General features: G+C 70.8%; 30 protein-coding genes and 1 riboswitch. Of the genes, 14 read left to right on the top strand and 16 right to left on the bottom strand.

Annotation, left to right across the window (positions count from 1 at the left end; translation table 11 throughout):
* Window positions 1–279: 279 nt before the first annotated feature.
* From BLT28_RS09745 to BLT28_RS09735, 3 genes are read left to right on the top strand one after another with little or no spacing between them, the layout of a single operon-like run.
* Window positions 280–996, top strand: a complete 717-nt coding sequence (locus tag BLT28_RS09745; protein ID WP_081900704.1) for a helix-turn-helix transcriptional regulator — start codon at window positions 280–282, stop codon at window positions 994–996.
* The gene (locus BLT28_RS09740; RefSeq protein ID WP_030432613.1) at window positions 997–1,761 is read left to right on the top strand and encodes a hypothetical protein; all 765 of its coding nucleotides are present in this window, start codon (window positions 997–999) and stop codon (window positions 1,759–1,761) included. It begins immediately after the preceding gene.
* Complete coding sequence (locus BLT28_RS09735) at window positions 1,710–2,855, top strand: cytochrome P450 (RefSeq protein ID WP_043813563.1); 1,146 nt, start codon at window positions 1,710–1,712, stop codon at window positions 2,853–2,855. The genes BLT28_RS09740 and BLT28_RS09735 overlap by 52 nt, the downstream gene beginning before the upstream one ends.
* A gap of 15 nt (window positions 2,856–2,870) precedes the next feature.
* On the opposite strand, the gene BLT28_RS09730 is transcribed toward BLT28_RS09735, so the two are convergent.
* The gene (locus BLT28_RS09730; protein WP_030432611.1) at window positions 2,871–4,079 is read right to left on the bottom strand and encodes a GNAT family N-acetyltransferase; all 1,209 of its coding nucleotides are present in this window, start codon (window positions 4,077–4,079) and stop codon (window positions 2,871–2,873) included.
* A 53-nt stretch (window positions 4,080–4,132) separates the two neighbouring features.
* Complete coding sequence (locus tag BLT28_RS09725; RefSeq protein WP_030432610.1) at window positions 4,133–4,774, bottom strand: TetR/AcrR family transcriptional regulator; 642 nt, start codon at window positions 4,772–4,774, stop codon at window positions 4,133–4,135.
* 53 nt (window positions 4,775–4,827) lie between these two features.
* On the opposite strand from BLT28_RS09725, the gene BLT28_RS09720 reads away from it, so the two are divergent.
* Genes BLT28_RS09720 through BLT28_RS09710 form a run of 3 tightly spaced genes read left to right on the top strand, consistent with a single transcriptional unit; the run spans window position 4,828 to window position 6,567 of the window.
* Window positions 4,828–5,637 (top strand): NmrA family NAD(P)-binding protein, encoded by an 810-nt coding sequence (locus BLT28_RS09720; RefSeq protein ID WP_030432609.1) that lies wholly within the window; start codon window positions 4,828–4,830, stop codon window positions 5,635–5,637.
* Between the two features lie 31 nt (window positions 5,638–5,668).
* A complete protein-coding gene (locus tag BLT28_RS09715; protein WP_030432608.1) occupies window positions 5,669–6,124 on the top strand; it encodes a hypothetical protein in 456 nt (151 codons plus the stop codon).
* Window positions 6,115–6,567: a MarR family winged helix-turn-helix transcriptional regulator gene (locus BLT28_RS09710; protein WP_043813561.1), complete on the top strand. Its 453-nt coding sequence runs from the start codon at window positions 6,115–6,117 to the stop codon at window positions 6,565–6,567. Before BLT28_RS09715 ends, BLT28_RS09710 begins: the two co-directional genes overlap by 10 nt.
* Here the strand turns inward: BLT28_RS09710 and BLT28_RS09705 are convergent.
* The gene (locus BLT28_RS09705; protein ID WP_030432606.1) at window positions 6,521–7,486 is read right to left on the bottom strand and encodes an aminopeptidase; all 966 of its coding nucleotides are present in this window, start codon (window positions 7,484–7,486) and stop codon (window positions 6,521–6,523) included. The two genes, BLT28_RS09710 and BLT28_RS09705, sit on opposite strands and share 47 nt — an antisense overlap.
* Before the next feature lie 182 nt (window positions 7,487–7,668).
* On the opposite strand from BLT28_RS09705, the gene BLT28_RS09700 reads away from it, so the two are divergent.
* Complete coding sequence (locus BLT28_RS09700; RefSeq protein ID WP_030432605.1) at window positions 7,669–8,475, top strand: SDR family NAD(P)-dependent oxidoreductase; 807 nt, start codon at window positions 7,669–7,671, stop codon at window positions 8,473–8,475.
* Here the strand turns inward: BLT28_RS09700 and BLT28_RS09695 are convergent.
* On the bottom strand, window positions 8,462–8,785 hold the full coding sequence (locus BLT28_RS09695; RefSeq protein WP_052407989.1) for an STAS domain-containing protein: 324 nt from the start codon (window positions 8,783–8,785) through the stop codon (window positions 8,462–8,464). The genes BLT28_RS09700 and BLT28_RS09695 overlap by 14 nt on opposite strands.
* A 244-nt stretch (window positions 8,786–9,029) precedes the next feature.
* On the opposite strand from BLT28_RS09695, the gene BLT28_RS09690 reads away from it, so the two are divergent.
* The gene (locus tag BLT28_RS09690) at window positions 9,030–9,596 is read left to right on the top strand and encodes a GNAT family N-acetyltransferase (RefSeq protein ID WP_043813575.1); all 567 of its coding nucleotides are present in this window, start codon (window positions 9,030–9,032) and stop codon (window positions 9,594–9,596) included.
* 3 nt (window positions 9,597–9,599) lie between these two features.
* Here BLT28_RS09690 and BLT28_RS09685 read toward each other — a convergent pair whose 3' ends face one another.
* Window positions 9,600–10,301: an SDR family NAD(P)-dependent oxidoreductase gene (locus tag BLT28_RS09685; RefSeq protein ID WP_043813559.1), complete on the bottom strand. Its 702-nt coding sequence runs from the start codon at window positions 10,299–10,301 to the stop codon at window positions 9,600–9,602.
* Between the two features lie 115 nt (window positions 10,302–10,416).
* On the opposite strand from BLT28_RS09685, the gene BLT28_RS09680 reads away from it, so the two are divergent.
* Complete coding sequence (locus tag BLT28_RS09680) at window positions 10,417–10,824, top strand: hypothetical protein (RefSeq protein ID WP_030432601.1); 408 nt, start codon at window positions 10,417–10,419, stop codon at window positions 10,822–10,824.
* A 34-nt stretch (window positions 10,825–10,858) separates the two neighbouring features.
* The gene (locus tag BLT28_RS09675) at window positions 10,859–11,263 is read left to right on the top strand and encodes a DUF3224 domain-containing protein (protein ID WP_030432600.1); all 405 of its coding nucleotides are present in this window, start codon (window positions 10,859–10,861) and stop codon (window positions 11,261–11,263) included.
* Here the strand turns inward: BLT28_RS09675 and BLT28_RS09670 are convergent.
* The 8 genes from BLT28_RS09670 to BLT28_RS09635 all read right to left on the bottom strand — a co-directional run bounded on the left by BLT28_RS09670 (window position 11,248) and on the right by BLT28_RS09635 (window position 16,820).
* On the bottom strand, window positions 11,248–11,664 hold the full coding sequence (locus BLT28_RS09670; protein WP_030432599.1) for an SRPBCC family protein: 417 nt from the start codon (window positions 11,662–11,664) through the stop codon (window positions 11,248–11,250). The two genes, BLT28_RS09675 and BLT28_RS09670, sit on opposite strands and share 16 nt — an antisense overlap.
* 4 nt (window positions 11,665–11,668) lie before the next feature.
* Entirely contained in the window at window positions 11,669–12,493 is an 825-nt protein-coding gene (locus tag BLT28_RS09665; RefSeq protein WP_030432598.1) for a helix-turn-helix domain-containing protein, read from the bottom strand.
* 4 nt (window positions 12,494–12,497) lie between these two features.
* Window positions 12,498–12,845: a hypothetical protein gene (locus BLT28_RS09660; RefSeq protein WP_030432597.1), complete on the bottom strand. Its 348-nt coding sequence runs from the start codon at window positions 12,843–12,845 to the stop codon at window positions 12,498–12,500.
* Window positions 12,846–12,902: 57 nt separating this feature from the next.
* The gene (locus tag BLT28_RS09655) at window positions 12,903–13,223 is read right to left on the bottom strand and encodes a DUF427 domain-containing protein (RefSeq protein ID WP_456318820.1); all 321 of its coding nucleotides are present in this window, start codon (window positions 13,221–13,223) and stop codon (window positions 12,903–12,905) included.
* A 40-nt stretch (window positions 13,224–13,263) separates the two neighbouring features.
* A complete protein-coding gene (locus tag BLT28_RS09650; RefSeq protein ID WP_030432595.1) occupies window positions 13,264–13,698 on the bottom strand; it encodes a translation factor GTPase family protein in 435 nt (144 codons plus the stop codon).
* Window positions 13,695–14,477: a TIGR03619 family F420-dependent LLM class oxidoreductase gene (locus tag BLT28_RS09645; RefSeq protein WP_030432594.1), complete on the bottom strand. Its 783-nt coding sequence runs from the start codon at window positions 14,475–14,477 to the stop codon at window positions 13,695–13,697. Before BLT28_RS09645 ends, BLT28_RS09650 begins: the two co-directional genes overlap by 4 nt.
* 41 nt (window positions 14,478–14,518) lie before the next feature.
* On the bottom strand, window positions 14,519–15,970 hold the full coding sequence (locus BLT28_RS09640; RefSeq protein WP_030432593.1) for an aldehyde dehydrogenase family protein: 1,452 nt from the start codon (window positions 15,968–15,970) through the stop codon (window positions 14,519–14,521).
* Between the two features lie 64 nt (window positions 15,971–16,034).
* Window positions 16,035–16,820 (bottom strand): IclR family transcriptional regulator, encoded by a 786-nt coding sequence (locus tag BLT28_RS09635; RefSeq protein ID WP_052407988.1) that lies wholly within the window; start codon window positions 16,818–16,820, stop codon window positions 16,035–16,037.
* A 96-nt stretch (window positions 16,821–16,916) separates the two neighbouring features.
* Between BLT28_RS09635 and BLT28_RS09630 the strand changes: the two genes are divergently transcribed.
* Both BLT28_RS09630 and glyA read left to right on the top strand, forming a co-directional pair.
* Window positions 16,917–17,606 carry an HAD family hydrolase gene (locus BLT28_RS09630; RefSeq protein ID WP_162184921.1) on the top strand — a complete coding sequence of 230 codons (690 nt, stop codon included), beginning with the start codon at window positions 16,917–16,919 and terminating at the stop codon, window positions 17,604–17,606.
* Between the two features lie 3 nt (window positions 17,607–17,609).
* A riboswitch (ZMP/ZTP riboswitch) is annotated at window positions 17,610–17,695 on the top strand.
* A gap of 28 nt (window positions 17,696–17,723) precedes the next feature.
* Window positions 17,724–18,974, top strand: a complete 1,251-nt coding sequence (glyA, locus tag BLT28_RS09625) for a serine hydroxymethyltransferase (protein WP_030432590.1) — start codon at window positions 17,724–17,726, stop codon at window positions 18,972–18,974.
* Between the two features lie 669 nt (window positions 18,975–19,643).
* Here glyA and BLT28_RS09620 read toward each other — a convergent pair.
* A complete protein-coding gene (locus BLT28_RS09620) occupies window positions 19,644–20,570 on the bottom strand; it encodes an alpha/beta fold hydrolase (protein WP_030432589.1) in 927 nt (308 codons plus the stop codon).
* A gap of 132 nt (window positions 20,571–20,702) precedes the next feature.
* Here BLT28_RS09620 and BLT28_RS09615 point away from each other — a divergent pair, with 132 nt between their 5' ends.
* Window positions 20,703–21,803, top strand: coding sequence for a carboxylate-amine ligase (locus BLT28_RS09615; protein WP_052407987.1), 1,101 nt, complete (start codon window positions 20,703–20,705; stop codon window positions 21,801–21,803).
* A 46-nt stretch (window positions 21,804–21,849) separates the two neighbouring features.
* Complete coding sequence (locus BLT28_RS09610; RefSeq protein WP_322789370.1) at window positions 21,850–22,791, top strand: iron-containing redox enzyme family protein; 942 nt, start codon at window positions 21,850–21,852, stop codon at window positions 22,789–22,791.
* Here BLT28_RS09610 and BLT28_RS09605 read toward each other — a convergent pair.
* Together BLT28_RS09605 and BLT28_RS09600 are read right to left on the bottom strand one after the other, a co-directional pair.
* Window positions 22,780–22,986 (bottom strand): CDGSH iron-sulfur domain-containing protein, encoded by a 207-nt coding sequence (locus tag BLT28_RS09605; protein ID WP_030432586.1) that lies wholly within the window; start codon window positions 22,984–22,986, stop codon window positions 22,780–22,782. The two genes, BLT28_RS09610 and BLT28_RS09605, sit on opposite strands and share 12 nt — an antisense overlap.
* Entirely contained in the window at window positions 22,967–23,605 is a 639-nt protein-coding gene (locus BLT28_RS09600) for a HemK2/MTQ2 family protein methyltransferase (protein ID WP_030432585.1), read from the bottom strand. The genes BLT28_RS09605 and BLT28_RS09600 overlap by 20 nt, the downstream gene beginning before the upstream one ends.
* Between the last annotated feature and the right edge of the window lie 19 nt (window positions 23,606–23,624).

Here is a 23,624-nt window from a genome sequence, read left to right as displayed (position 1 = left end):
CCGCGCGGCTGATCAACAAAGCTGAAATCGGCTTTGAGCTGCGGAAATGCCATCCTTTAGTGATCTTCGGTCGGCGTGGGTGACCGTACCGAACCAACCGCCCGCACCCGGTGCACCGAACCGTGCCGACGGTCCGACCACAGTGTTAGTGGTTGGTCCGTATGCCAGTTGAAGCCGTTCGAGTGAATACATAGCCTTCATTTGTCACCGACGGCGGACAAGCCGTTACGGCACCGGCCGAAGGCCAATCTGTTTCTGGGGATCAGTGGGGTGGTTCTGATGACTGTCGTGGCAAGAGAGATCGCCGGAGAAGGCGTTGGACGAGTCCCCGCTGAGCTGCCCAAGCGTTGGTCGCCCGCGCCGCTGTCGCGCCAGGTCGACCTGTACAAGCCGCTTTTCGAGCGCTCCGGGATGTGCATGGCCAACCTCGACCCGGAATTGCGGGTCCGGGACGCCAACGCCGATTTCTTCCGGCAGTTCGGCAGGCGTTCGGCCACCGTGCACGGCCGCCGCTTCCAGGACTTCCTGCACCCGAGCGTGGAGTCCAACCTGCGCCGCCAGCTGACCAGGCTGGTCGACGGGCAGCGGACCAGCTTCGGTGACCGGATGGTGGCGATGCGCCCGGACGGCAGCGTCTTCGCCGGTGAGCTGACCGGAATCGCCGCGCACGCCCCGGACGGGCGGGTCGGCGCGGTGGTCGTGGTGATCCGCCCGGAGGCCGAGGACCGCCAGGAGGCGCGGCCCGCCCCGGACCAGGCCAAGATCCTCACCGATCTGGACGCCAGGATCCTGGAGGGCGTCGCGGCGGGCGTGTCCGCGGTCGAGATGGCGTCGCGGCTCTACCTGAGCAGGCAGGGCGTGGAATACCACGTCAGCACGATGTTCCGGAAGCTCGGCGTGTCGAACCGGCCGGCTCTGGTCTCCAAGGCGTACTCCCTGGGAATTCTCAGTGTCGGTTGCTGGCCGCCGAGGGTGCTCCCGGAATACGTTAAGTAAATGCTGCGTGAGAAAGACCTGTTCGATCGCAGTGCGGCGGCGCTCGACGCCCTCGATCCGCTGATCGCGGTTTACCGGAAACAGGACCGTGAACTCCTGCTCCGGGTCGCCAACAGCCTGCCGCGGCGAAATGACGTGCTGGAGATGCGGCGCCGGCACTACGAATCCATGCTGCACCGGCTTGGCGTCGCCGTCTGGGACGCCTACGACGAGCGCGCGGCCCAGTTCCTGTGCCTGGAGCGCAAGGCGAAGGCACCCGGGGCGGAGCTGCCCGTCGGCAGCATGCGGATAGTGCCGAACACGCCTGTCTGGGGCGAGCTGCGGGACGACTTCGGTGAGCTGCGCGAGCTGCTGCCGGAGGAGGCCGCCCCGGGCGGCGGGTTCACCGTGGTGGGCCGCGAGGTGGTGATCCCGAGCCACCGCTCGCTCGGCGTCTCGGCAGCGCTGGTGCACGCCTCGTTGACTTGGTGGGCGGCGCGGACCCGGGCCCGTAGGCTGGTGCTGACCAGCCTGGCCTCCGCCAGTTCCGCGGCGCGGTTCTTCGGCGCCCAGCCGGTGACCGAGCCGCTGCCGCTCGGGCCCGGCCGGGTGCCGGTGATCGTGATGACCGTGGAGCTGGACACGGCCAGGGAGCGCGCGGAGAGCTGGTTGCGCGGCCGGGGTTGGGTGATCCACCACGGCGGCCGACCCGCGTGGATCGAGGCGGAGGGCGAGTGGTTGCCGAGCTGGACCCGGTGCCCTACCCCTTCCCCAGAGCTGAGCTGACCGCCCCGGCACCGGCTTACCGGCGGCTGCGCCGCGAGCGCCCGGTGTGCCGGATCCGCCTGCCCAGCGGGGATCTGGCGTGGCTGGTCACCCGCTACGACGACGCGCGGTTCGTGCTGGCCGATCCGCGCTTCAGCAAACGGGCACTGCTCGACGGCGGCGCGGCGCGGACCCGGCGCGGTGAGCTGCTGTCAGGACTGCTGTTCACCACCGATCCGCCCGAGCACACGGCGCTGCGGGCGCGGCTGACCGGGGCGTTGACCCCGCGCCGGATCGCCGCGCTGCGCCCGGTGGTCGTCGGGCTGGCGGAGCGGCTGGTCGACGACCTCGAACCCGGCGACGACCTGATGTCGGTGTTCGTGGAGCCGCTGGCGATGTCGGTGATCTGCGCTCTGCTGGGCGTTTCCGTCGACGAACACCGCCGCTACGCGCGGTGGGCGGAGACGGTGCTGTCGATTGCCCGCTTCTCCGACGACGAGGTCTCGCGCGCGCAACGGGAGTTGCTGGACAACGTCCACGCCCAGCTGCGCACGGCCTCCGGGGAGGGGTTGATCGCGGCGCTGGCCGCCGATTCCCCCGACGACATGGCGGTGGTGAAGCTGGTGGCGACGCTGCTGGTCACCGGCTACGAGACGATGGTCGCGGGGATCGGCTGCGCGGTGCTCACCTTGCTTGTCCATTGTGGACAGATGCGGGCGGTGGACCCGGCGCTGCTGGAGGAGTTGCTGCGCTTCGCCACCTTCGGCGACGCCCTGCGCTCGCGGCGGGCGATCGCCGACGTCGAGCTGGGCGGAGTGCTCATCCGCGACGGCGACGTCGTCATGGTGTCGATCGCCTCGGCCAACCGCGACGAGGACGCCTTCTCCGAGCCCGAGCGCTTCGACCCGGAGCGCGAACGGGTGCGGCACCTGTCTTTCGGCCACGGCCCGCACTTCTGCGTCGGTGCCGCGCTCGCCCGGCTCGAACTCGAAGTCGCGCTCGAAGTGCTGGGCCGCCGCTTGCCGACGCTGAGCCTGGCCGCGCCCGCCGAGGAGATCCGGCTCCGGTTCGGCTCCGCTGAAGCACCCCCGGAGTCGCTGCCGATCACCTGGTGAGCGCGGCCCGCGCGGTCAGAACCAGTGCAGGCAGTGCGGCGCGCGGTCGGCGCGGAAGAGCGTGTCGGCGTGCTTCGCCGCCTCCGCGTGGTGAGCCCGGATGTGCCCGGCGCGCACGAGCGTGCTCGGGGTGGTGCCACTGAGGTAGATCGCGCCCAGGTCGCGCACGTCCAGCGACAGGTCGGGTTCGCGGTCGGTCCGGACGCATTCGGCCTTGTTGTCGCGAATGGTCAGCAAGTACCGGTTGTGCTCACCGAGGAACGGATCGTCGACGTCGAGGACCAGCTCGCCGTCGGTGAGCCAGCCACGAGTGGTCAGCGCGCGCGGGACGTCGAGCAGCCGCACCCAGAGCCATTCGGTGTGGTCGCTCACCTGAGGCGCGCTGAAGTCCGCGAACTGCCAGCGCAGTGGGTGCTCCAGCGGGATGTGCTTCAAGACGACCTTGGTGACGAGGTCGTGTCCGAGCGCGAACCGGGCCAGGGCGCTGTACGTGGCGTCGTCCGCGGTGATGATCTCGTCGACGGTCAACGTGTCGGGCTCGGTGAGCGAGTAGCTGGCGTAGCCGTCCGGGACACCGTCGGCATCGCGGTGGATGGCGACGCGGCGCGGGAACGATGAGATCGGGGGCTGGCCCGCGCCGACCTCCCACCAGCGGTGCGGCCGGGACAGCGCGCCGGGCTGGGCGCGGCGGTAGCGGTCGTAGACCTCTTCCAGGATCTTCCAGCACTCCGCACGTGGCAGCAGCTCGATCGAACCGCTCGCCGCGGCCTCGGCCCTCGACGGGGCGAAGGCAGCCCGGTGGCGCGGCACGGTCAGCCGCTGGGTGTACGTCGCCGGGCCGTAGCCGAACCTGCCGTAGATCACCGACTCGGAGGCCAGCAGCACGGCGATCGCCTCGCCCCGGGCTCGGAGGTCGGCGAGCTGGTAGCGCATCATCGCGCTGAGCACGCCTTGGCGGCGGTGCGAGGGCAGCACGCCGACGCACGTCACGCCCGCGGCCGGGATGACCACCTCGCCGGGCAGGGTCAGCTCGAAGGAGTACGAGCCCGCGGTGCCCACGGGACGCCCGTCCGCCACGGCCATCAGATTGCGGTCCATCTCCAGGGCCGCCCACCAGACCCCGCCGCCTTCCGCGTTGGGCGTGTCCGGGAAGCGTCCGAACGGGATGTGCAGCGTGTTGACGAAGACGTCGTGGTCCTGATCAGTGGTCGTACGGATCTCCATCGGCACAGTGGATCGCCGCTGTGTGGGCGTGGCAAGCGAATTACGCCGGGCCTTCAGCCGAGCACGGTGGCCAGTCCGTCCAGCACCCGCTCCAGCTGCCACTCGAACGCCGCGTCCCGATCGGAGTGGCTGTCGCTCTCCTCGACCATCCGGGCGAAGCGCGGGTGCTCGCCGCTGTCCACCAGGCTCTTCAGGTAGTGCACGTCCTCCAGGCGCGGCAACGAGTTCTGGAACCCGTGCACGAACGCGGTGACCGTGTCGATCACTCGCACCATCTCCGCGGTGCCGAGCCCTCGACCGTCCACAGAGGACAATGCGGACTCGATGGCCGCCACCACGTTCGGCCCGAGGAACGAGCGCGTGGCCATCAGCCGGGGCACCCAGGGGTGGCGCAGCGCGACCTCCCGTTCGGCGTGCGCGATCCGGCGCAGGTCGGCCCGCCAGTCCCCGGTGGGCCGGAGGTCCGCGCGGCCCTCGCCGACCACCGCGTCGACCATCAGGTCCAGCAGCTCGTCCTTCGTGCGCACGTGCCGGTAGAGCGACATGGTGCCGCAGCCCAGCTCCGCGGCGAGCTGCCGCATGGACAGCGCGTCCACCCCGCGTTCGTCGGCCAGCGCGATCGCGGCCGCAGTGATCTTCGAGCGGGACAGGTGCGGTTGCGTCCGCTCGGGACGCGACCAGATCACCTCGGCCACGGGACCTCCTGAAACCGGTTGGGTACACCGTACCCGATGCGTACGGTGTACCCATGAGGATTCTCGTGGTGGGAGCGACAGGCAAGGTCGGCAGGCACGTCGTGGCTCAGTTGGACGGCGTGGAGGTCTGTGCCCTCGTGCGCTCCGAGGTGCCCCTTCCCGCTGGGGTCCGAGCCGTTCGCGGCGATCTCACCAGGCCGGAGACGCTCGACGTCAGTGCTGACGCAGTGTTCTTGATGTGGCCCTTCGACTCCGCGGACGGGGTGCGCGACGTGCTGGCAGCCCTGAAGGGGCGGGTCGTCTACCTGTCCTCCGCCGGAGTTGAGGTCGCGACGGATGCGATCAACGTCGTCCATGCCGAAGTGGAGCGGGAGATCGAGCGCTCCGGGCTGGACTGGACCTTCCTGCGGGCGGGCGGCTTCGCCGGTGGCACTCTGGATTGGGGCGAGCAGATCCGCGCGGGCGATGTCGTGCGCGACTCCTTCGGCTCGGCGTCGCGATCGCTGATCCACGAGGCGGATATCGCCGCGGTAGCGGTCCGTGCGCTCACCGAGCCGGGGCATGAGGGGGTGAAGTACGTGCTGACCGGGCCTGAGTCGCTGACGCAGCGCGAGCAGGTCCGGATCATCGGCGAGGAACTGGGGCGTCCGCTGCGCTTCGTGGAGATCCCGCGGGAGCAGGTGCTCAAGGAGATGGTGGACGGCGGGATCCCGGAGCGCGCCGCTGAGGAGATCTTGAGCGCCTACGCCGCCATGGGTGAGGCGTCGCAGCCGGTGTACAGCACGGTGGAAGACGTCACGGGTGTCCCCGCGCGCACGTACCGGGAGTGGGTGCGTGACCACCTCCACGAGTTCGCCGGTTGACGCCTCGCCTTGCCCATAGCAAGCTATGTATATGACTCGAGCAGTCGCCCTCCGTGTCCACCTGGTCGCCTCGTCGCTGGCGCTGGTCGTCGTGCTGGCGTTCCAGGTGGTCACGATCACCGTGGAGCTGGGCGGGAATCACGCCGCGATCGCGGCCGCCAAACGCGGGATCGCCCTCGGGCTCTTCGTGCTCCTACCCGCGCTCGCCGCGGCCGGGGCGAGCGGGCGCACGCTCGCCGGGCGCAGCCGGGCTCCGTTCGTCGTGCGCAAGACGCGCCGCATGATCGCGGTCGCCTCGGTCGGCGTGCTCGTGCTGGTGCCGTGCGCGGTGGTGCTCGACCGCCTCGCCGCCGCGGGGGACCTCGGCGGCCGGTTCCGGGTGATCCAGTACGTTGAGGTGGCCGCGGGGCTGTTGAACCTGACGTTGCTGGGACTGAACTTCCGCGACGGCCGCGCGGTCACGAGACGGGGGAGAAAGTGGAGCTGATCCGGGCCGAATCGCTTGGCTACCAGGTCAACCTGACGGCGCGCGTGCTCGAACAGGCCCTGCGCGAGCGGGTCGAGCGCTACGGAGTGGTGCCCGGCCAGTTCCCCGCGCTGCTGTCGCTCTACGAGCGCGACGGCCTGACGCAGGCGGAACTGTGCCGTCAGGTCCGGGTGGAACAGCCCACCATGGCGAAGACCTTGCAGCGGATGGAACGCGACGGCCTGATCCGCCGCGAGCGCCATCCCACCGACGCCCGCCAGGTGCTCGTGTTCCTCACCGAGCGCGCCGAGGAGTTGCGGGAACCGTTGGCCCGCGCGGGAACCGGGGTCAACGCGGACGCGGTGCGCGGTCTGACCGAGGAACAGGTCGCGACGTTCATGACCTGCCTGACCCGGATCACCGACAACCTAGCCGGCCCCGGTCGACCACGAAGTCCTCGTTGAGCGTCGACGCGTTCCGGCCGCCCAGATAGCGGTTGTCGCCCAGGGCAAGGAAAACCGCACCCACCTGGTGCTCGTCGTTGATCACCCACCCGACGGGTCGCGCGGCGGGGTTGAGGCCGATGCCGATGTGCGAGACGCGCTCGCCGCGAAGGTGCTCCGGGCCGTCCGTGACCCGGCCGTCCGCAAAGGTCAGCACGACGTCGCCCTGGAGCCGCACCGTTCCCCGGACCGACTCCTCGACCACCGTCGAGTACACCGATCCGGCGGGCAGGTTGCTCGTCGTCGCACCCCGCGCTCTGTCCACTTCGGACACGTGTCCGTCGTCGGAGAGCAGTTCCCGGCCATCCCGGTCGGCCGTGAGCAGGCAGCCCGGTGACTCCAGCACCCACCGCGGCCCGTCCAGCTCGGCGGTGGCGCGCTCGATCGCGTCGGCCAGCTCCCGCCGGTCGGCGGCGATCGCGGGGAGTACTGCCTCGTCCAGCTCCGCCATCGACCACCCCACCTCCCGCGCCAGCTTCGACGTCGGCACGGCCACGACGAGGAACGGCAACCGTCGTCGCGCCTCGACCTCGCCCATGACCTCCCGCGCGCGCAGAAACGCCTGAAGCACCTCGGGTTCGACCCCTTCGAAGTCCGGCTTCTGCGCGCCGAGGGAGATCACGCCATCGGCGCGTTCGAGCATCGCCGCCCGATGCGTGCCGAAGTGCTCGATCAGCTCAGGCTCCGCGCCACGCAGGATGCTCGCGAACACCTCGTCCGGGACTGCGTCCACCACCGCCGTCACACCGCGCCGCTCCAGCTCCACGACCACCGCGTTCACGGCGTCAGGGCGGCCGCACCGATCACGGACCACGACCAGCCCGCCTGGTGGCGGTGCGATGCCGTTGACCGCGGCGACGGCCACCTGTGACCACGACATGGGCGAACTCCTCGGTGTGCGGACAGGCGGACGCATACAAGCGGGTTCGGCACGCGCTCGCCACGGCATTACCGGCGGGAATCGGCCGTCGAGCCCCGCGCCGCCATGGCCGATTGGCGCCGGACTTTCCCGTTGCCGCGGAACAACATTGGGTGTTCCCGCAGCAACGAGAAGGACAACCCATGGATCTCAAGCTCGACAACAAGGTCGCCATCGTCACGGGCGCGTCGAAGGGCATCGGTCTCGCGGTCACCAGGACGCTGCTGGCCGAAGGCGCCAGGGTGGTCGCGACGTCCCGGCGCACCAGCCCTGAGCTGGACGCGCTCGCCGACGACCGCCTGGTGCACGTGCCCGCCGACCTGATGGACCCGGAGGCGCCCGCCCGCGTGATCGCCGAGGCGGTCCGGCTGCACGGCGGGGTGGACGTGCTGGTGAACAACGCCGGTGGGCCGCCGCCCGGGGTGTCGCTGCCGCGTTCGTCTTTTGTGGACGCCTCCGACGCGGACTGGCGGGCGATGTTCGAGTTCAACCTGTTCTCGGCAGTGCGGGCGATCCGTGCGGTGCTCCCGGTGATGCTGGAGCGCGGGGGCGGTTCGATCGTCAACGTCTCCTCGGGCAACGCGCGCCAGCCGTCGCCGATCAACGTCGACTACGGCGCGGCGAAGGCGGGGATGAACAACCTGACCAAGGTGCTCTCCGAGGAGTTCGGGCCGCGGGGCATCCGGGTCAACACAGTCTCCCCGGGACCGGTGCGGACCGCGTGGTGGACGGAGGAGGGCCGTGTCGCCGACACCATCGCGGCCCAGGCGGGCACCGATCGCGACACCGTGATGGACAGCCTGGTGCCGGAGATGATGCGGCTGAGCACCGGCAGGCTCGCCGACCCGCAGGAGGTCGCGGACGCGGTGGTGCTGCTGGCCTCCCCGCGGTCGGCGAGCACGACCGGCGCGGAGTTCGCGGTCGACTCCGGCTTCCTCAAGGGGCTGTGACGGCGAACTCGGCGTCCAGTCCGGTCACCCGCAGCGGGAGCAGGACGGCGTCGTGCGCGGCCACCAGCCGCAGGTCGCGGTTCTGCTCCCGCAACCGCTGGTGCAGCCGCACCAGGCCCCACAGCGCGGTCGAGCCCATGAAGGTCACCGCGGTCAGGTCGAGCACCACCGCGCGCTCGCCGCGTTCGGCGGCCCGGTCGAGCGCGGCGGTGAAGGGGGCGCGGGTCGCCAGGTCCACCGGACCGGAGAAGGCGACGAGCCAGCGGTCGTCCTCGGCACGGGCGGTGACGGTGAGCGGGTCGACTGACACGTGGGTGATGCTCGCTTCCCGGTGATCGGATGCGCCGGTGCCACTCCACAGAGGACGGTGAGCACCGCGCGGCAGAACGCCTACGGCCATGATCCGGATCACCGGCGGCCGGGTGCCGTGACGGGGTCGCCGACCACTCGAAGGTGTGGCCTTGCGCGAGATGGCCGATCCCGCCGAAAGGAGCAGGAAGAGGAACTGGAAGCAGGAGCCGCGCGCCCGGCTCCGGCAAGTACCATCGGCCGCGATGATCACGCAGCTGTCCGGCGTCACCGGTGCCAAGGTCCGGCTCCGCGCGGTCGCCCCGGCCGACGGGCGCACCCTGCGCGGGTTCGACCGGGACGCGACGCGGGTCGGCGGCTACCGGCACTGGGCGGCGCACCGGGCGGACTCCGGGGGCGAGGACGTCCAGTTCGCGATCGAGACGCTGCGCAGCCGGATGCTGGTCGGCTCGATGTGGACCGTCCCGGCAGGGGACCGGTTCAGCTACGGCATCGGGATCGGCGCGCAGCACCGGCGCTGCGGCTACGCCGGTGACGCGATCACGGCGCTGCTCGGGTTCATGTTCGAGCGGTGTGGCTACGACTCGTGCGAGGTCAGCATCCACGGCGGCAACATGGCCTCGCTGTCGCTGCACGCGATCCTCGGGTTCCGCGAGGAGGACCGCCTGCGCGACACCGAGGTGCTGCGCGGGCGGATCAACTACCTCGTGCTGATGCGGATCACCGCTGCGGAGTTCTCCGCCCCCAAGACCACCTCGCACCGAGGGCGGCACTGTCGGCCCCGGCGCGGCAGGCACTGGCAGGCGAGCTGAGCCTCAGGTGCCGGGCATCGTCGGGGGCAGCCCCGCGACGACGCGCTGGGCACGGTCGACGACGGCGGCGTGCCACTCCTCGGGTACCACGGCGAAGACGCCCTCGTCCATGGCCTTGAGGGCATCGGTCGCGACGCTGGACGCGGGGACTCCGATCGGCGACATGCCGGTCTCGACCAGGGCTGGGCAGATCATGCTGATCCGCACCGGGGTGTCGGCAAGCACCAGCGCGGCGTGTTGCACGAGCGCGACGACCGCGTGCTTGGACGGTGAGTAGGCGCCGCCCACGGGGAAGACGGTGAGTCCGGCCAGGGACGCGGTGACGAGCACGTGGGCCGGTTCGCCCGCGGCGAGCAACCGGGGCACGAAGGCGCGGAGCCCGTTGACGACCCCGCCGACGTTGACGGCGAACACGCGGTCCCAGTCCTCGGGCGGAACCTCCCAGGGCGCACCGACCGCGGATCCGACGATCCCGGCGTTGAGGCAGATCAGGCGCGCCTGCGGGGCCTGGTCGGCGAGCGCGGTCATCGCGGCCGGGTCGGCGACGTCGGCCACCACGCCGGTGGCGCGGAGCCGGTCGGTGGCGATCGTGAGCCCATCGGCGTCCACGTCGGCCAGCACGAGCCGGGTTCCCTTGGCGTGCAAGGCCTCGGCCAGTGCCAGGCCGATCCCACTGGCGGCCCCGGTGATCACTGCGGTTGTCATCCGGCCACCTTAGGGCGCCTCCCTTCGAGCCGCTCCGAAAGATCGCCGCGCGCCTGGTTGAAGATCGAACCTCTGGCTGCGGTGGTGGGGAACTGCCGAGTTGGAAGGAGCCCTGGTGAACTTCTCCATTCGAGCCGCGCTGGTCGCGTCCTCCGTGGTCGCCGCCGGGCTGGCCGGTTCTGCCCCGGCCCTCGCCGACGGCGGACCCGGATGGGTGTTCGCAGGGGATTACACGCCGGGCCGCCACTGCGACACTGCTGGCACCAACGGGGTGAAGAAGAACCTCTGGCTCGACCACCGGTGCACGCCGCGCACGGGCGGCGGCAACCTGGTCAAGCTGGAGGTCCACGTCCCGCCCGCGACCGGCGAGTGGAAGTTCGTCGGCGTGCGCGTCTGCCTGGGCGACTGCGACGGCGAGGGACGCGAGCAGCTGCACCACGGCTGGGCGACGGAGTGGAAGTGCGTCAGCCGTGGCGGCCCGATCTCCGGCTGCAGCCTCTACGCGCGGGACGCGCTCGTCTGAGCGATTGTCATACCCCGTTCTTAGGATCGGGCGCATGAGAGCCTCCGCAACGTTCACCGTCGCAGCGTTCGTGCCCACCGATCTCCCGGCCCCCGCCGTCTCCACCGGAGTGCCGGTGGGGGTCGCCACCATGGAGAAGAAGTTCGAGGGGGAGGTCAGCGGTCGTGCGGCGACCCTGTTCACCTCCGCCTACGACCACGCGACCGGCGTGGGCACCTACGTGGCCATGGAGTCCTTCGAGGGCACGGTGAACGGGCGCTCCGGCGCGTTCAACTTCGCGCACTCCGCGACCACGACCGGCAGTGATCGCTCCGGCGAGTACTTCGTCATCGTGCCCGGCAGCGGTACCGGTGAACTGGCGGGCATCACCGGTACCGGCGGGCTGACCGTGGAGGAGGACGGCACGCACCGCGTGTGGCTGGACTACGAACTGGGCTGAGCGCGGAGAGTGCGGGCGATGACCTGGATGCCCTCTTCCATCGCCGCCCGGAACTGATCGGCCAGCTCCGCGGGCCGGACGTCGCGCGTCCACACCAGACGGCTCCGCTCGCCGTCCGGGAAGACCTGCAACGCCGCGTCGTCGTGCTCGGGGGTCACCGTCCCGCCGATCACTCCGTAGTCGATGCGGCGACGCTCGTCATCGCGCGTGACGAGCCGCTCCCGCACGACCAGGCCGTTGGTGAAGGTCACTTCGCGCAGGTCCGGGGAATCCTTGTCCCGCAACGACTTCGCGACGAAGCCGGGCGCCATGCGGGCCGGCCCCGCGGCGAAGTCGCCGATCACCTCCCACGCGCTGTCGGCGTCGAGGTCGAGCTGCACTTCGAGTCGAATCGCGGTCATGGGCTCAGCTTCGCGATTCGGTCCCCGCACGGCTTGTACATTTTTGCGGCCGCAGCAGCCTGCGGAGCGCGGACGGCGGCTGCCCGACGTGCTCGCGCACCGTGCGGCTGAGGTGCGCCTGGTCGGTGAAGCCCAGGTCCGCAGCGATCGCGGCGATGCTGTCGTCACCGCCTTCGAGGCGGTCGAGGGCGCGGCGCACGCGCACGGTGTTGCGGAAGCGGGTGATCGACATCCCGGCCGAACGGGAGAACACCCGGCTCAGCCGGTACGGCGAGACGCCGAGCAGGCGGGCGAGGCTCATCAGGTCCGCCGCTTCCGGGGCGTCGTCGAGGATCGCCGCGCGGGCGCGGTCGACCAGCCCGGCGTCCCGGAGCACCCAGCGCGGGGTGTCCGGAACTCGCCGCAGCGCCGTCCCCACCAGGTCCAGCAACCGTTCGACGAGGCCGTAGTCCTTCTCGCCGGACGCGAGCACGCGCCGGTGGGCCAGGTCCAGCTCCGCGTCGACGGGCAGCCCGTGCAGCGGCGGCGCGCCGTCACCGGCCAGGGACTGCCAGAACGCGGGGGAGAGGCTGATCGACGTGCAGGCGTCGCTGCCCGCGGGATGGGCGAACCGCTCCTCCTGGGCGGGCGCGCTGACGTAACCGGTCGTCGGGTCGGCGCACATCGTCAGGCCCCGCACGTGACGGCGGAAACGCCCGCGCCGCACCAGGACGAGGCGGTACCAGTCCCCACTGGACTCCGCCGGTGACCACGCCTCGTGGTCGTCCTGGCAGGAGGCGGTGCTCAGGACCAGGTCCGAGTGCGCCGCCAGCTCGACGACCGAGAGCACGGCGTCAGGTCCTGCCCGCGATGCGCAGCGCGCCGAAGACGGCCCCGGACAGGAGGAAGAACGGCAGCGACGTCAGCACGAGGATGCCGAAGTGCGTCCGCTTGCGCCGGAAGATCAGCCACGTGATGAGCCCGGAGAGCAGCAGTGGCAACAGCAACCGGCCGGCCACCAGGCCCAGGACGTAGCCCGACGCGGGCGGGCCGAGGACCGCGAAGAGCACCACGAACACGGCGCCGTACCACACCAGGGACGCGAGGAGGCAGCGCCCGAACGAGGTGCCCGGCTGCGGCTGCATCATCGGCGGTTGACCGGGGTAGGGCGGCATGGGGGCGGGGTTGTGCTCGGGGTTCATCAGTCGTCCTTCACGGATGGCGTAGCGGCCGGCGGTGAGGATCGTGCCATGCCGTGGTCAGTCGACTGCGATGGAGACTCGATCGGGGTAGAAGGCGACATGTCCGGCGATCGCCCGCACGGCCTCGTAGGGCTGCTCGTAGACCCACACCGAGTCGGTCAGCTCAGGCTCACCGGTGATCGTGTAGTACGCCGCGTCGCCCTTGTAGGGGCAGTGGGTGCTCGTCTCCGTGCGTCGCAGCTGCGTGCGGTCGACGTCGTCGAGCGGGATGTACCGCACCGCCGGGTAGGTGGATTCCTGGAGCACCAGGGACTTCGAGGTGTCGGCGATGACGCGGTCACCCACGCGCACGACCACGCGATCGGTCGACGGTGTCACGGTGATGGGGTGATCCGGGCCGGGAATCTTCATATCCGGTTCAACCGGTGCCTGCGCCTGATGATTCCCCGGCCAGCTCCTCGCGTGCCTTGCGCGCCGCGCGCCAGCCAGCGTGCCGGTGGGCGTAGGGCGCCGAGTCGACCAGGTGGTATCGAGCGCGGGTGAGCACCACGCGCACCGCGATGAGCGGACCGTCTTCGGCGTTGTCCAGCCTGCCGACCGGGATCAGGTCGTCGTTCATCCCCGCGCCGGTGAAGTTCAGCAGGACGCCGTACAGGATCGACGGTGCGCACTCCTCGTGCACCTCGCGCTCGTGCTCGTCGAGCCCGTCGACCTTCGTGACGAACTCGTACCCGGCGGAGCCGAGCGGTTCGAAGTCCAGGCTGAAGTTCACGTAGTCCGCGGCGCAGGCACTGACGGTCCCGCCGCGCGTCGAGATGTCCCGCACCGCGCGATGCGGGAAGACCTCCGTCATCGAAGCGCCTCGGCGAACTCGACCATGCGCTCGGCGAAGCCCTCGTGGGCGCCGAACCACAATGCCACGGCCTCCGCGCCCGCCTCGGTGAAGGCGTGCGTCTGCTCGACCGCCATCGCCAGCTCGGCTGCGCCGCCCTCCCAGGCGATCCGCGTGGTCGCCCGGACCCCGTGCCCGCCCAGCTCGCGCAGTCGCTCCAAGCGCTGCGCGAACTCGGCGGGGGAGAGGCCGACCGCCTGCCACTCGTCGGCGAGCGTGGCCGCGCGCCGCAGCGCCGGTTCACTGGTCCCGCCGACCATGATCGGGATGCGCCTGCGCGGCTTCGGCTCGAACACCCCGCCCTCGTGACTGCCGTCGAAGAGCTTGCGCAGCAAGGAGATCGCCTCGTCCGTGCGAGCACCCCTGGTGCGGAAGTCCGATCCGACCGCCTCGAACTCCGTGCGGTCCCACCCGATCCCGACACCCAGGGTGAGCCGTTCCCGAGAGAGCCGGTCCAGCGTCGCCGCCTGCTTCGCCACCACGAACGGGCTCCGCATCGGCAGCACGAGAACAGAGGTGCCGAGCCCGATCGTGCTCGTGTGCGCGGCGATGTAGGACAGCGACACCAACGGCTCGTAGACACCGCCGTAGCGACCGTCGCCGTACTGCCCGGGCGGCAGCAGGTGGTCGGGCAGCCACGCCGCGCGGTACCCGATCCGCTCCGCCGCGACGGCCAGCTCGGCCAAGTGGTGCGGGTCCATCTCGGCCGACTCGTCCGGTAGAACCACCTGAAGATCCATGCGGCGACGGTAGACGTTGTCACCGGTGTCATGGTCAAGGGCTAGCCGAAGCGGTGGAGGTAGGTCTTCGTCTCCTGGAACTCCTCCAGCCCGCGCACGCCGTTGAGGCGGCCGAGCCCGCTCTGCTTCATCCCGCCCTCCTCGAACTGGTCGGCGATCACGCCCCACGTGTTGGTCCACACCGTGCCGGCGCGCAGCTCGGCGCCGACCCGGCGCGGCCGGTCCACGTCGCGCGTCCAGATGCTCGCGGACAGGCCGTACTCGGTGGCGTTGGCCCGCGCGATCGCGTCGGCCTCGTCGGTGAAGACCTCGAACGTGGCCACCGGGCCGAAGACCTCCCGCTGCACGATCGGCGCCCGCACGTCGGCGACCTCGATCAGGCTCGGCCGGTAGAAGGCGCCGCGCGCCAACGGTCCCGACTCGATCGGCCCGCCGCGCAGCAGCGCCGTCCCGCCCTCGGCGATCGCCCGTTCGACCATCTCGTCGACCCGGCCCACGTTCGCGTGGTCGATCAGCGCGCCCATCTCGCTCGACGGGTCCTCGCCCGGGCCGATGCGGACCTCCTCCAGCGCCTTGGTCAGGCGCTGCCGCAGCTCGTCGGCGATGCCCGCGTCGGCCAGGACCCGGCTGCCCGCCATGCAGAACTGCCCGGAGAAGGTGGTGATCCCCTTGACCAGCACGGGCACCACGGCGTCCAGGTCGGCGTCGGCGAAGACGATCATCGGTCCCTTGCCGCCCAGCTCCAGCGAGACCGGCTTGAGGGTGGCCGCCGCGTTCGCCGCGATGATCCGGCCGACGGCGGTGCTGCCGGTGTAGCTGATCACGTCGACGTCGGGGGAGGCCACCAGTTCCCGCGCGCCCGCGTCGCCGCTCTCGGTGAAGACGTTCACCACCCCGGCGGGCAGGTCCGGCACCGCGGCCACCAGCTCGGCGACCAGGTTGTTGACCAGCGCGGTCTGCGCGGGCATCTTCACCACCGCGGTGCAGCCCGCCGCGAGCGCGGGCGCCAGCGACCGCACGGCCAGCACGACCGGGGAGTTCCACGGCACGATGATCCCGGCGACCCCGGCCGCCTCCCGCAGGCTGGAGGCGTGCAGACCGGGCGCGACCTCCGCGGAGCGACCGGCGTCGGTGAGCGCCATCGCGGCGAAGTACCGCAGCTTCGGCACGGTGACGCCGAACTCGATCGCCGCGTCGTGCACCGTCTTGCCGTTCTCCCTGGCCAGCAGGCCGATCACCTCGTCCTCGCGGGCGACGAGGCGGTCGGCCAGCTCCAGCAGCACCGCGGCCCGGCGCTCGCGGTGGCGGCGCCAGCCCGTGGTCTCGAAGGCCCGCCGGGCCGCGGCGACGGCGGCCTCGGCCTCCTCCGCGCCGGCGTCGGCGAAACTGCCGATGACCTCGCCGGTGGCCGGATCGGCGGTGCGCCCGATTCGCTTGGAGTTCCTCCAGGAACCGTCGATCCAATTCTTCGCGTGGGGCAGATCCGCTGTCATGCCGGAAAACTACGCGCGCCGTCTCCGGGCGGGCAAGAACGATTTCCGTCAGCCGGAAAAGCGCTTAGCGGAGCCGGTCGGAGACATCGTCGAAACGCAGTTCCTCGGCCATCAGGCGGGCGGCCTCGGCGACCCGGTCGCCCACCACCGGCAGGTCCTCCGGCAGCAGCCGGGTGTCCGGGCCCGCCACGACCAGCCCGCACCGCGCCCGGCCGTAGCGGTCCACCACCGCCGCGCCCACCGCGCACACCCCCGCCTCGGTCTCGCCGACGTTGGTGGCGTAGCCGCGCTCGCGCGCCAGTGCCAGCTGCTCCAGCAGCCGCGACTTCGTGCGCACGCTGGCCGGGGTCATGGTGAGCAGCTCCTCGTCCGGGTAGAGCCGGTCCAGGATCGCCCGCGGCAACCGCGCCAGCATCGCCTTACCACCGCTGATCAGGTGCGACGGCAGCGGCCTTCCCAGCCGCGTCCCGTGCCTGACCTGGCGCTCGGACTCCACGCCGTCCAGGAACTCCACGTACCGGCCCTGCAGCACGACCAGCTGCGTGGCCTCGCCGAACTCCTCGGCCAGCGCCCGCAGGTGCGGCCGCGCGGCCAGCCGCAGCCCGTGCGGGTCCAGCAGCCAGCCCAGCTCCCACATCCCGGGACCGGCGACGTAGCGCCTGCTGGCCGCGTCCTGCAGCGCGAACCCCTCGCGGCGCAGCGTGGCCAGCAGCCGGTGCGTCGTGGAATGCGGCAAGCCGAGTTCCCTGCTCAGCTCGGTCAACCGGATCTCGCCATTGCCTGCCAGCAACCGCAGCAGCCGCAGGGCCCGTTCGGCGGCGACGGTCGAACCCTCCTCGGTTTTCCGCACGGCGGAAAGGATAACAGGGCGTGATTTGACTCCGGAAGATCATCTGCGGTCCGCTTCGCACTTCGAATTCGGCCACCGGTGCCGATTGTTTTTGGAGTGGAGATCCGAGTGGGCAAATGCGGGGCGGTGCTGTTCGACCTCGACGGCACGTTGCTGGACACCCCTGGCGCGGCCGTGCCGCTCATCCGCCGGGTCGTTGCGCGGTCCGGGCGGCCGATGCCCCCGGCGCACCGCATCCGGTGCGGTGCCGACCGCCCGCTGGAGCCCTTCCTCGCCGGACTGCTGGGCGTGCCGCCCGGACACGGGTTGGTGCGGTTGTCGGCCAACCGGTTCCAGGCGCTGTTCCGGGAGCGGGTCCTGCCCGTCGCCGGTCGCCTGGTGTTCCCGGGGATGCCGGAGCTGCTGACCGACCTGCGCGCGTCCGGGCACTCGGTGGCCGTGATCACCGGCAGGAGCCGGGCGGCGGCCCAGGAACTGCTCGGCGCGGCCGGGCTGCTCACCAAGGTCGACCTGGTGGTCGGGGACTGGATGACGCCGCGCGGCAAGCCCTCCGCCGATCCCGCCCTGCTGGCGGCGCGGTCGCTGGCCCTGCCGCCGGAGAACTGCGTGGTGGTCGGCGATGCCGTCGACGACATGCTGATGGCCTCCTCGGCCGGGATGCGCGCGGTCGGCGTGACCTTCGGCGTCGACGGCGCGGGTGCCCTCGTGGCGGCGGGCGCCGGATGGCTCGCGGCTTCGGCGGCGGAGCTGGACGGGCTGCTCCGGCCGCGGGTGCGCCACGGCTAGGATGCGCGTGTTCGCGACTGGCGCGCCGAGGGTGGGATCAACCACTGGGGAGCGGGAGCCGGAGAGCACCGCGCGCCTGGGTGCCCCGGAGGCGTTTCGTCACGCCCGGAGGTTGTCGTGCACGTACCGAACATCCCCAGTCTCACCGCCGCGGACCCGCAGGTCGCCGAGCTGGTGCACGCCGAGGCGCAGCGCCAGTTCGACAAGATCCGGCTGATCGCGTCCGAGAACTACGTCTCCACCGCCGTGCTGGAGGCCACCGGGTCGGTCCTGACCAACAAGTACTCCGAGGGCTACGTCGGCCGCCGCTACTACGAGGGCCAGCAGGTCATCGACCAGGTCGAGCAGCTGGCCGTGGCGCGGGCCAAGGAGCTGTTCGGCGTCGAGCACGCCAACGTCCAGCCCTACTCCGGCTCGCCCGCCAACCTCGCCGCCTACCTGGCGTTCCTGGAACCGGGCGAGAAGGTCATGGGGATGGCGCTGCCGATGGGCGGTCACCTCACCCACGGCTGGAGCGTGTCCGCCACCGGCAAGTGGTTCGAGAGCGTGCGCTACTCCGTCCGCGAGGACACCGGCCGGGTGGACATGGACGAGGTCCGCGACCTCGCGCTGGCCGAGCGGCCCAAGATGATCTTCTGCGGCGGCACCGCGATCCCGCGCACCATCGACTTCCCGGCCTTCGCCGCGATCGCCGAGGAGATCGGCGCCGTGCTCGTCGCCGACATCGCGCACATCGCGGGCCTCGTCGCGGGCGGCGCGCACCCGTCCCCGGTCGGCCACGCGCCGGTGATCACCACCACCACGCACAAGACCCTCCGCGGCCCCCGCGGCGCGATGATCATGACCGACGCCGCGCACGCGAAGGCCATCGACAAGGCGGTCTTCCCGGGCCTGCAGGGAGGTCCGCACAACCACACCACCGCCGCGATCGCGGTGGCGCTCGGCGAGGCGCTGCAGCCGTCCTTCGCCACCTACGCGCACGCCGTCGTGGCGAACGCGAAGGCCCTCGCGGAGGCGCTGGTGGAGCGCGGGTTCGACCTCGTGTCCGGCGGCACGGACAACCACCTGATCCTCATTGATCTGACGTCGAAGGACATCGCGGGCAAGCCCGCGGCCCAGGCACTGGACCGCGCGGGGATCGAGCTGAACTACAACACCGTTCCCTATGACACGCGCAAGCCTTTCGATCCTTCCGGTATTCGGTTGGGCACGGCGGCTGTGACGACGCGGGGGTTGGGGGTGGAAGAGATGCCCCAGCTGGCGGAGTGGATTGAGCGGGCTGTTGTCGGCGAGGATGCCGACAAGATCGCTCTGGAGGTTTCCGAGTTCATGGCTGGGTATCCGATGCCGGGGTTCGCTGCTTCGTAGGTTTGTGGTCGCGTGGGCTGGGCTTCCAGGTCGCGCCGGCACCGGCGTGCGGCCGGCTTGACCTGGGGCCCCTTGCGCGTGCCCTTGGGCCTCACGGGATGCAAGCCGGCCCTCGCGGGAAGCGCATGGCACGCGCACCCCAGGTGAAGCTGCCCCCCATTTCCAACGGCGGGCGCCGGAAACCGTTGGGGCGCCTGGGAACACCCCCTGTGAGCCAGGATCGTTTATGTCTCCCGGCTAAAAGGAACATGGCTCGGAGGTCCCGGCCAGGTGTGTGTCCTCTCGGCTGCCACGCGGCGATCGTCGAACAGGATTTCCTCGCTTGTGCGCCGACTCGCACCTACACATCCGTCCGCCCGCCCTCGACGACGCGCTCATCTTCGACCGCGTCGACTGCCTCCAAAGACGACCGCGCTCTCGACCGGAAACGCTGCGACGTGGCGATGGACTTGTTGATGAGCAAGGAAACTGCCGGTGTGCTCGCCGGATGCGGACCCCTGCCGGCCAAGACCTTCGGGAGGTGGTGGCCGGTGGTGCGTGGAGGCGCGTCCTCACCGACCCGGTCACTGGCCAGTGCAGGCACCACCACCGGATGAAGCACGAGTCGAACTGCACGTGCGAGAACCTGCCGGCGGTCGGCAGGTTCTGGACCACGCCCAGGGGCAGGGGCTACGAAACGGAACTCGAACCCATCGCGGAACCGGCGCCCTTGTGAGACGCGCGGGCGATGTGCTCGGCGATGGAGGTGGCGAGGGTGGGCCAGAGCTGCCACGGGAGGCCGTGCGCCATGCCCTCCACGACCACGAACTCCGCGCGAGGGATCGCCGCGGCGGTGGCACGGCCGCCGCTGATGTCGCAGAGGGTGTCCTCTGAGCCGTGCAGCACAAGGGTGGGTGTCTGCACAGAACGCAGCCGCGCAGTGCGGTCGCCGGTGGCGAGGACGGCCATGCCCTGGCGTCGCATGCCGGAGGTGTCGTAGCCGCGGTCGAAGATGCGGCCGGCGCGGTCGGTGGCTCCGGCGAGGTCGAACTCGAGGACGGGGGAGGCGGTGATGCGCGTGGTGGCGACATGCCACTCGATGAACGCGGAGCGCTCCTGCGGTGGCGGGCCGAGTTTGGCGAACGGGGCGAAGTTGCCCTCGGCCAGGCCGGGCTCGCCGGTGGTGGACATGATCGACGTGAGGGAAGCGGCGCGTGAAGGGTGCTCGATGGCGATCATCTGCCCGATCGCGCCGCCCATGGAGGCACCGACGACGTGCGCGCGGGCGATACCGAGTACATCGAGCAGACCAATGGTGTCGGCGGCCATGTCGGACAGGGAGTACGCGGCGGAGGAGAGGTCACCGGCGAGCGCGGCCGCGAAATCGGGTTCGGGAGCCTCGGTGAAGTGGGTGGAGCGGCCGACATCGCGGTTGTCGAAGCGGATCACCTGGAGGCCGTGTTTCACCAGCTCAAGGCAGAAGCCATCCGGCCAGTTGATCATCTGGGCGCCGGCGCCCATGATCAGGACGGCGGGTGGGGAAACGGGGTCGCCGAAGCGCTCGTAGGCGATCTCGATTCCGGAGGGGCCGACGTCGCGCGCACTGAGTTCCGGCATGGGCGCAACCGTAGCGACGGGAAGGCACGGAGAAATCGGACGCCAGGCCGACGATTTCCCCTTGTCACCCGGGTTACGGTGAAAATGGCTCCACCGGTTGTGACAGCGCGTCGCCTGGGGTAGTCCGGTGCGGTGACCACCGACAACGCGGGTGTGACAGTCGGCGTCGAGGAGGAGTTCCTGCTCGTCGACCCCGGCACGGGATTCCCGGCCTCGGGGAGCGCGGCCGTACTGCGGCACGCGCGAGCGCGCAGACGGCTCGTTTCCCTCCAAGGCGAGATGCTGAGCACGCAGGTCGAAGCGGCGACCGGGGTGTGCACGGACCTGAGCGAGCTGCACGACCACCTCAGCGAGGGCCGCGCGTTGCTGGCGGAAGGCGCGGGGGCCAACGGGATGCTGCTGGTGCCCACCGGAACACCGGTCCTGCGCGACGGGGCACCACCGCCCGCCGAAGGGGACCGGTTCGCGGCGATCATCGACGCCTACGCGGAGGTCGCCGCGCACTACCAGGTCAACGGCTGCCACGTGCACGTCGGAGTTCCCGACCGGGACACCGCGATCGCGGTGATCAACCACCTGCGCCCGTGGCTGCCGACGCTGCTCGCGCTCTCCGCGAACTCGATCTTCACGGAGGGACGCGACTCGGGGTACGCGAGCTGGCGAGTCCTCGAGCAGACCCGGTTTCCGGGCTGGGGCGTGACGCCGTGGTTCGCCTCGGCGCGCGAGTACGACGACGAGGTGGCTCGGCTCGTCGCCTGCGGGGCGGTGATGGACGAGGCGATGAGCTTCTGGCTGGCGCGACCGTCCCCGCGGTTCCCGACCGTGGAGCTGCGCGTCGCCGACGCGGTCCCGACCGCCGACGAAGCGGTCCTGCAGGCCGCGTTGACGAGAGGACTCGTGCGCACCGCGTTGGCCGATCTGGAACGGGGAGAGGAAGCGCCGAGGATCAGCGACCAGGTGGCCGCGGCAGCGATCTGGGCGGCGGCCCGCCAGGGCGTTCACGGCGAGGCGGTGCACCCTTTCGACGTGAGGCGGGTGCCCGCGACGGCGATGATCTCGGAACTGCTCGATCACATCCGGCCGGAGCTGGAGGAGACCGGAGATCTGGAGCGGACGGAACAGCTGCTGAAGACGGTGATCAGAGACGGATCGGGGGCCGACCGTCAGCGGGCGGCGGCTGCGCGGGGGCCCCGGGCGGTCATCGCGATGCTTGCCGGCGATGTGACGTCTTAACAGGACTTCTCGGGGGTAGTCCGTGCTCGTGGCTACTACTCGCTCGTTGCCGAAGCCCGTCGGTCCGCTGACCGAGGCTCTGTTCGCGACCCTGTCGAAGGCGCCGACCGGTGCGGCACTGCCGTATGCGGCCGCCGAGGCCTACGGGCACGACCTCCAGCTGGCTCTCTACGCCTGCTACGAGCTGCACTACCAAGGATTCCCGGGTGTCTCCGACGAGTGGGAGTGGGACCCCGAACTGCTGCGATTCCGCGCGCACCTCGAAGACGCCTTCCTGAGCGCACTTCGGCGTGATGTGGCAGGCGGCGAGGACGTCACCGGCGAAGTCGAGGCGTTGCTTGTGGACAGTGCGGGCACGGCGGGCTACCTGTGCGACGAGGGCGAGTGGTGGCAGATGCGGGAGTACTTCATACACCGGTCGATCTACCACCTGAAGGAAGCCGATCCGCACGCTTGGGTCCTGCCGCGCCTACGGGGGCGGGCCAAGGCCGCACTCGTCGCGGTGGAGTTCGACGAGTTCGGCGGAGGCAGGGCGGAGCGCATGCACTCGCAGCTCTACGCCGATCTCCTGGACGGCGCCGGGCTGGACTCCGGATATCTGGCCTACATCAACGATGTTCCCGCGCCCTCGCTCGCCTTGGTGAACATGATGTCGTTGTTCGGCCTGCACCGCGGACTGCGCGGCGCGCTGGTCGGGCACTTCGCCGCCGCGGAGATCACCACCGCCCCGGCGGCGAAGCGGATGGAGAAGGCACTGGAGCGCATGCAAGCCCATCCGGTGTGCATCAGGTTCTACACCGAGCACATCGAGGCCGACGCGGTGCACGAGCAGGTGCTGCGGCACGAGGTGCTGGGCGATCTCCTTGAGCGCGAACCGGAACTGGCCGCCGATGTCGTGCTGGGGATCCAGGCGACCGAGCTGCTGGAGACCCACCTCGCCGATCACCTCATGACGAACTGGAAGGCGGGGCGAAGCTCACTGCTGTGACTTCTTGGGGCGGTGGCTGGTGTCGCACAAGGGGTAACGCTTGCTCCTGCGGCACATGCACACCGCCACCTGGAAGCGATCGCACTGGATGACGTTGCCGTCGAAGTCCACGAGCTCGACGGGGCCATCGATCATCAGCGGGCCGCCGCGCACCATGCGAGCGCGGCGGGGCCGCTCAGCGGGTTCGGTCGGCACGGATCACCACCAGCTCCTCGTCGCGCTGACCAGGTTCGATCAGCCCCGTGCGCTCGAGCCAGGCCGTGCGGCTCCGCATCACCGGACCGAACGCGCAGCGCCCGCGCGCCACGATCGCCGCCTTCAGCCCCGACTCCCGCAGGCGACGGAGAGTCTTCTCGGCGTCGCACAGCGCGGAGTGCACCATGAGCATCATTCCCTTGGGGGACAACAACGCCGGGGCCCGATCGCAGATCGGGTCGATCAACGTCCTGCCGTCGTCGCCCGCGTCCCACGCGCGGGCGGGCGCGTGCCGTCCGGGCTCGCCGTGTCCACAGGGGACATAGGGCGGATTGGTGAGCACGACGTCGAAATGCCGGTCGGGGAGGCACGTCCGGATGTCACCGCGCCGGAGCCGCACGCGGCGCCCGCTCAGCCGGGTGTTGACGAACGCGGTCGCCAGCGCCCGCCAGGAGACGTCGATCGCTGTGACCTCGGCGGCCCCCGCGTCCGCCGCCGCTCGGGCGAGAACACCCGAACCGGTACCGATGTCGAGCACGCGAGCCCCTTGCGGCAACGGCGCGACGAGCATCGCGTCGATGAGGAGCGCCGTGTCGTCCTGAGGGAGGTAGACACCCATCTTCCCTGGTAGCCACACC

The organism is Allokutzneria albata, from assembly GCF_900103775.1.
GTDB classification, from domain to species: Bacteria; Actinomycetota; Actinomycetes; order Mycobacteriales; family Pseudonocardiaceae; genus Allokutzneria; species Allokutzneria albata.
The sequence above is the reverse complement of the archived record's forward strand: the minus strand, read 5'-3'. Positions and strand labels throughout refer to the sequence as shown.

Excerpts from the sequence above, each read along its gene's own strand:
- BLT28_RS09600 (WP_030432585.1), bottom strand. The coding sequence starts at position 23,605 with ATGGGTGTCTACCTCCCTCAGGACGACACGGCGCTCCTCATCGACGCG.
- BLT28_RS09730 (WP_030432611.1), bottom strand. The coding sequence starts at position 4,079 with ATGGAGATCCGTACGACCACTGATCAGGACCACGACGTCTTCGTCAAC.
- BLT28_RS09685 (WP_043813559.1), bottom strand. The coding sequence starts at position 10,301 with ATGACAACCGCAGTGATCACCGGGGCCGCCAGTGGGATCGGCCTGGCA.
- BLT28_RS09675 (WP_030432600.1), top strand. The coding sequence starts at position 10,859 with ATGAGAGCCTCCGCAACGTTCACCGTCGCAGCGTTCGTGCCCACCGAT.
- BLT28_RS09745 (WP_081900704.1), top strand. The coding sequence starts at position 280 with ATGACTGTCGTGGCAAGAGAGATCGCCGGAGAAGGCGTTGGACGAGTC.
- BLT28_RS09690 (WP_043813575.1), top strand. The coding sequence starts at position 9,030 with ATGATCACGCAGCTGTCCGGCGTCACCGGTGCCAAGGTCCGGCTCCGC.
- BLT28_RS09715 (WP_030432608.1), top strand. The coding sequence starts at position 5,669 with ATGACTCGAGCAGTCGCCCTCCGTGTCCACCTGGTCGCCTCGTCGCTG.
- BLT28_RS09620 (WP_030432589.1), bottom strand. The coding sequence starts at position 20,570 with ATGCCGGAACTCAGTGCGCGCGACGTCGGCCCCTCCGGAATCGAGATC.
- BLT28_RS09740 (WP_030432613.1), top strand. The coding sequence starts at position 997 with ATGCTGCGTGAGAAAGACCTGTTCGATCGCAGTGCGGCGGCGCTCGAC.
- BLT28_RS09670 (WP_030432599.1), bottom strand. The coding sequence starts at position 11,664 with ATGACCGCGATTCGACTCGAAGTGCAGCTCGACCTCGACGCCGACAGC.
- BLT28_RS09650 (WP_030432595.1), bottom strand. The coding sequence starts at position 13,698 with ATGACGGAGGTCTTCCCGCATCGCGCGGTGCGGGACATCTCGACGCGC.
- BLT28_RS09720 (WP_030432609.1), top strand. The coding sequence starts at position 4,828 with ATGAGGATTCTCGTGGTGGGAGCGACAGGCAAGGTCGGCAGGCACGTC.
- BLT28_RS09660 (WP_030432597.1), bottom strand. The coding sequence starts at position 12,845 with ATGAACCCCGAGCACAACCCCGCCCCCATGCCGCCCTACCCCGGTCAA.
- BLT28_RS09640 (WP_030432593.1), bottom strand. The coding sequence starts at position 15,970 with ATGACAGCGGATCTGCCCCACGCGAAGAATTGGATCGACGGTTCCTGG.
- BLT28_RS09700 (WP_030432605.1), top strand. The coding sequence starts at position 7,669 with ATGGATCTCAAGCTCGACAACAAGGTCGCCATCGTCACGGGCGCGTCG.
- BLT28_RS09705 (WP_030432606.1), bottom strand. The coding sequence starts at position 7,486 with ATGTCGTGGTCACAGGTGGCCGTCGCCGCGGTCAACGGCATCGCACCG.
- BLT28_RS09645 (WP_030432594.1), bottom strand. The coding sequence starts at position 14,477 with ATGGATCTTCAGGTGGTTCTACCGGACGAGTCGGCCGAGATGGACCCG.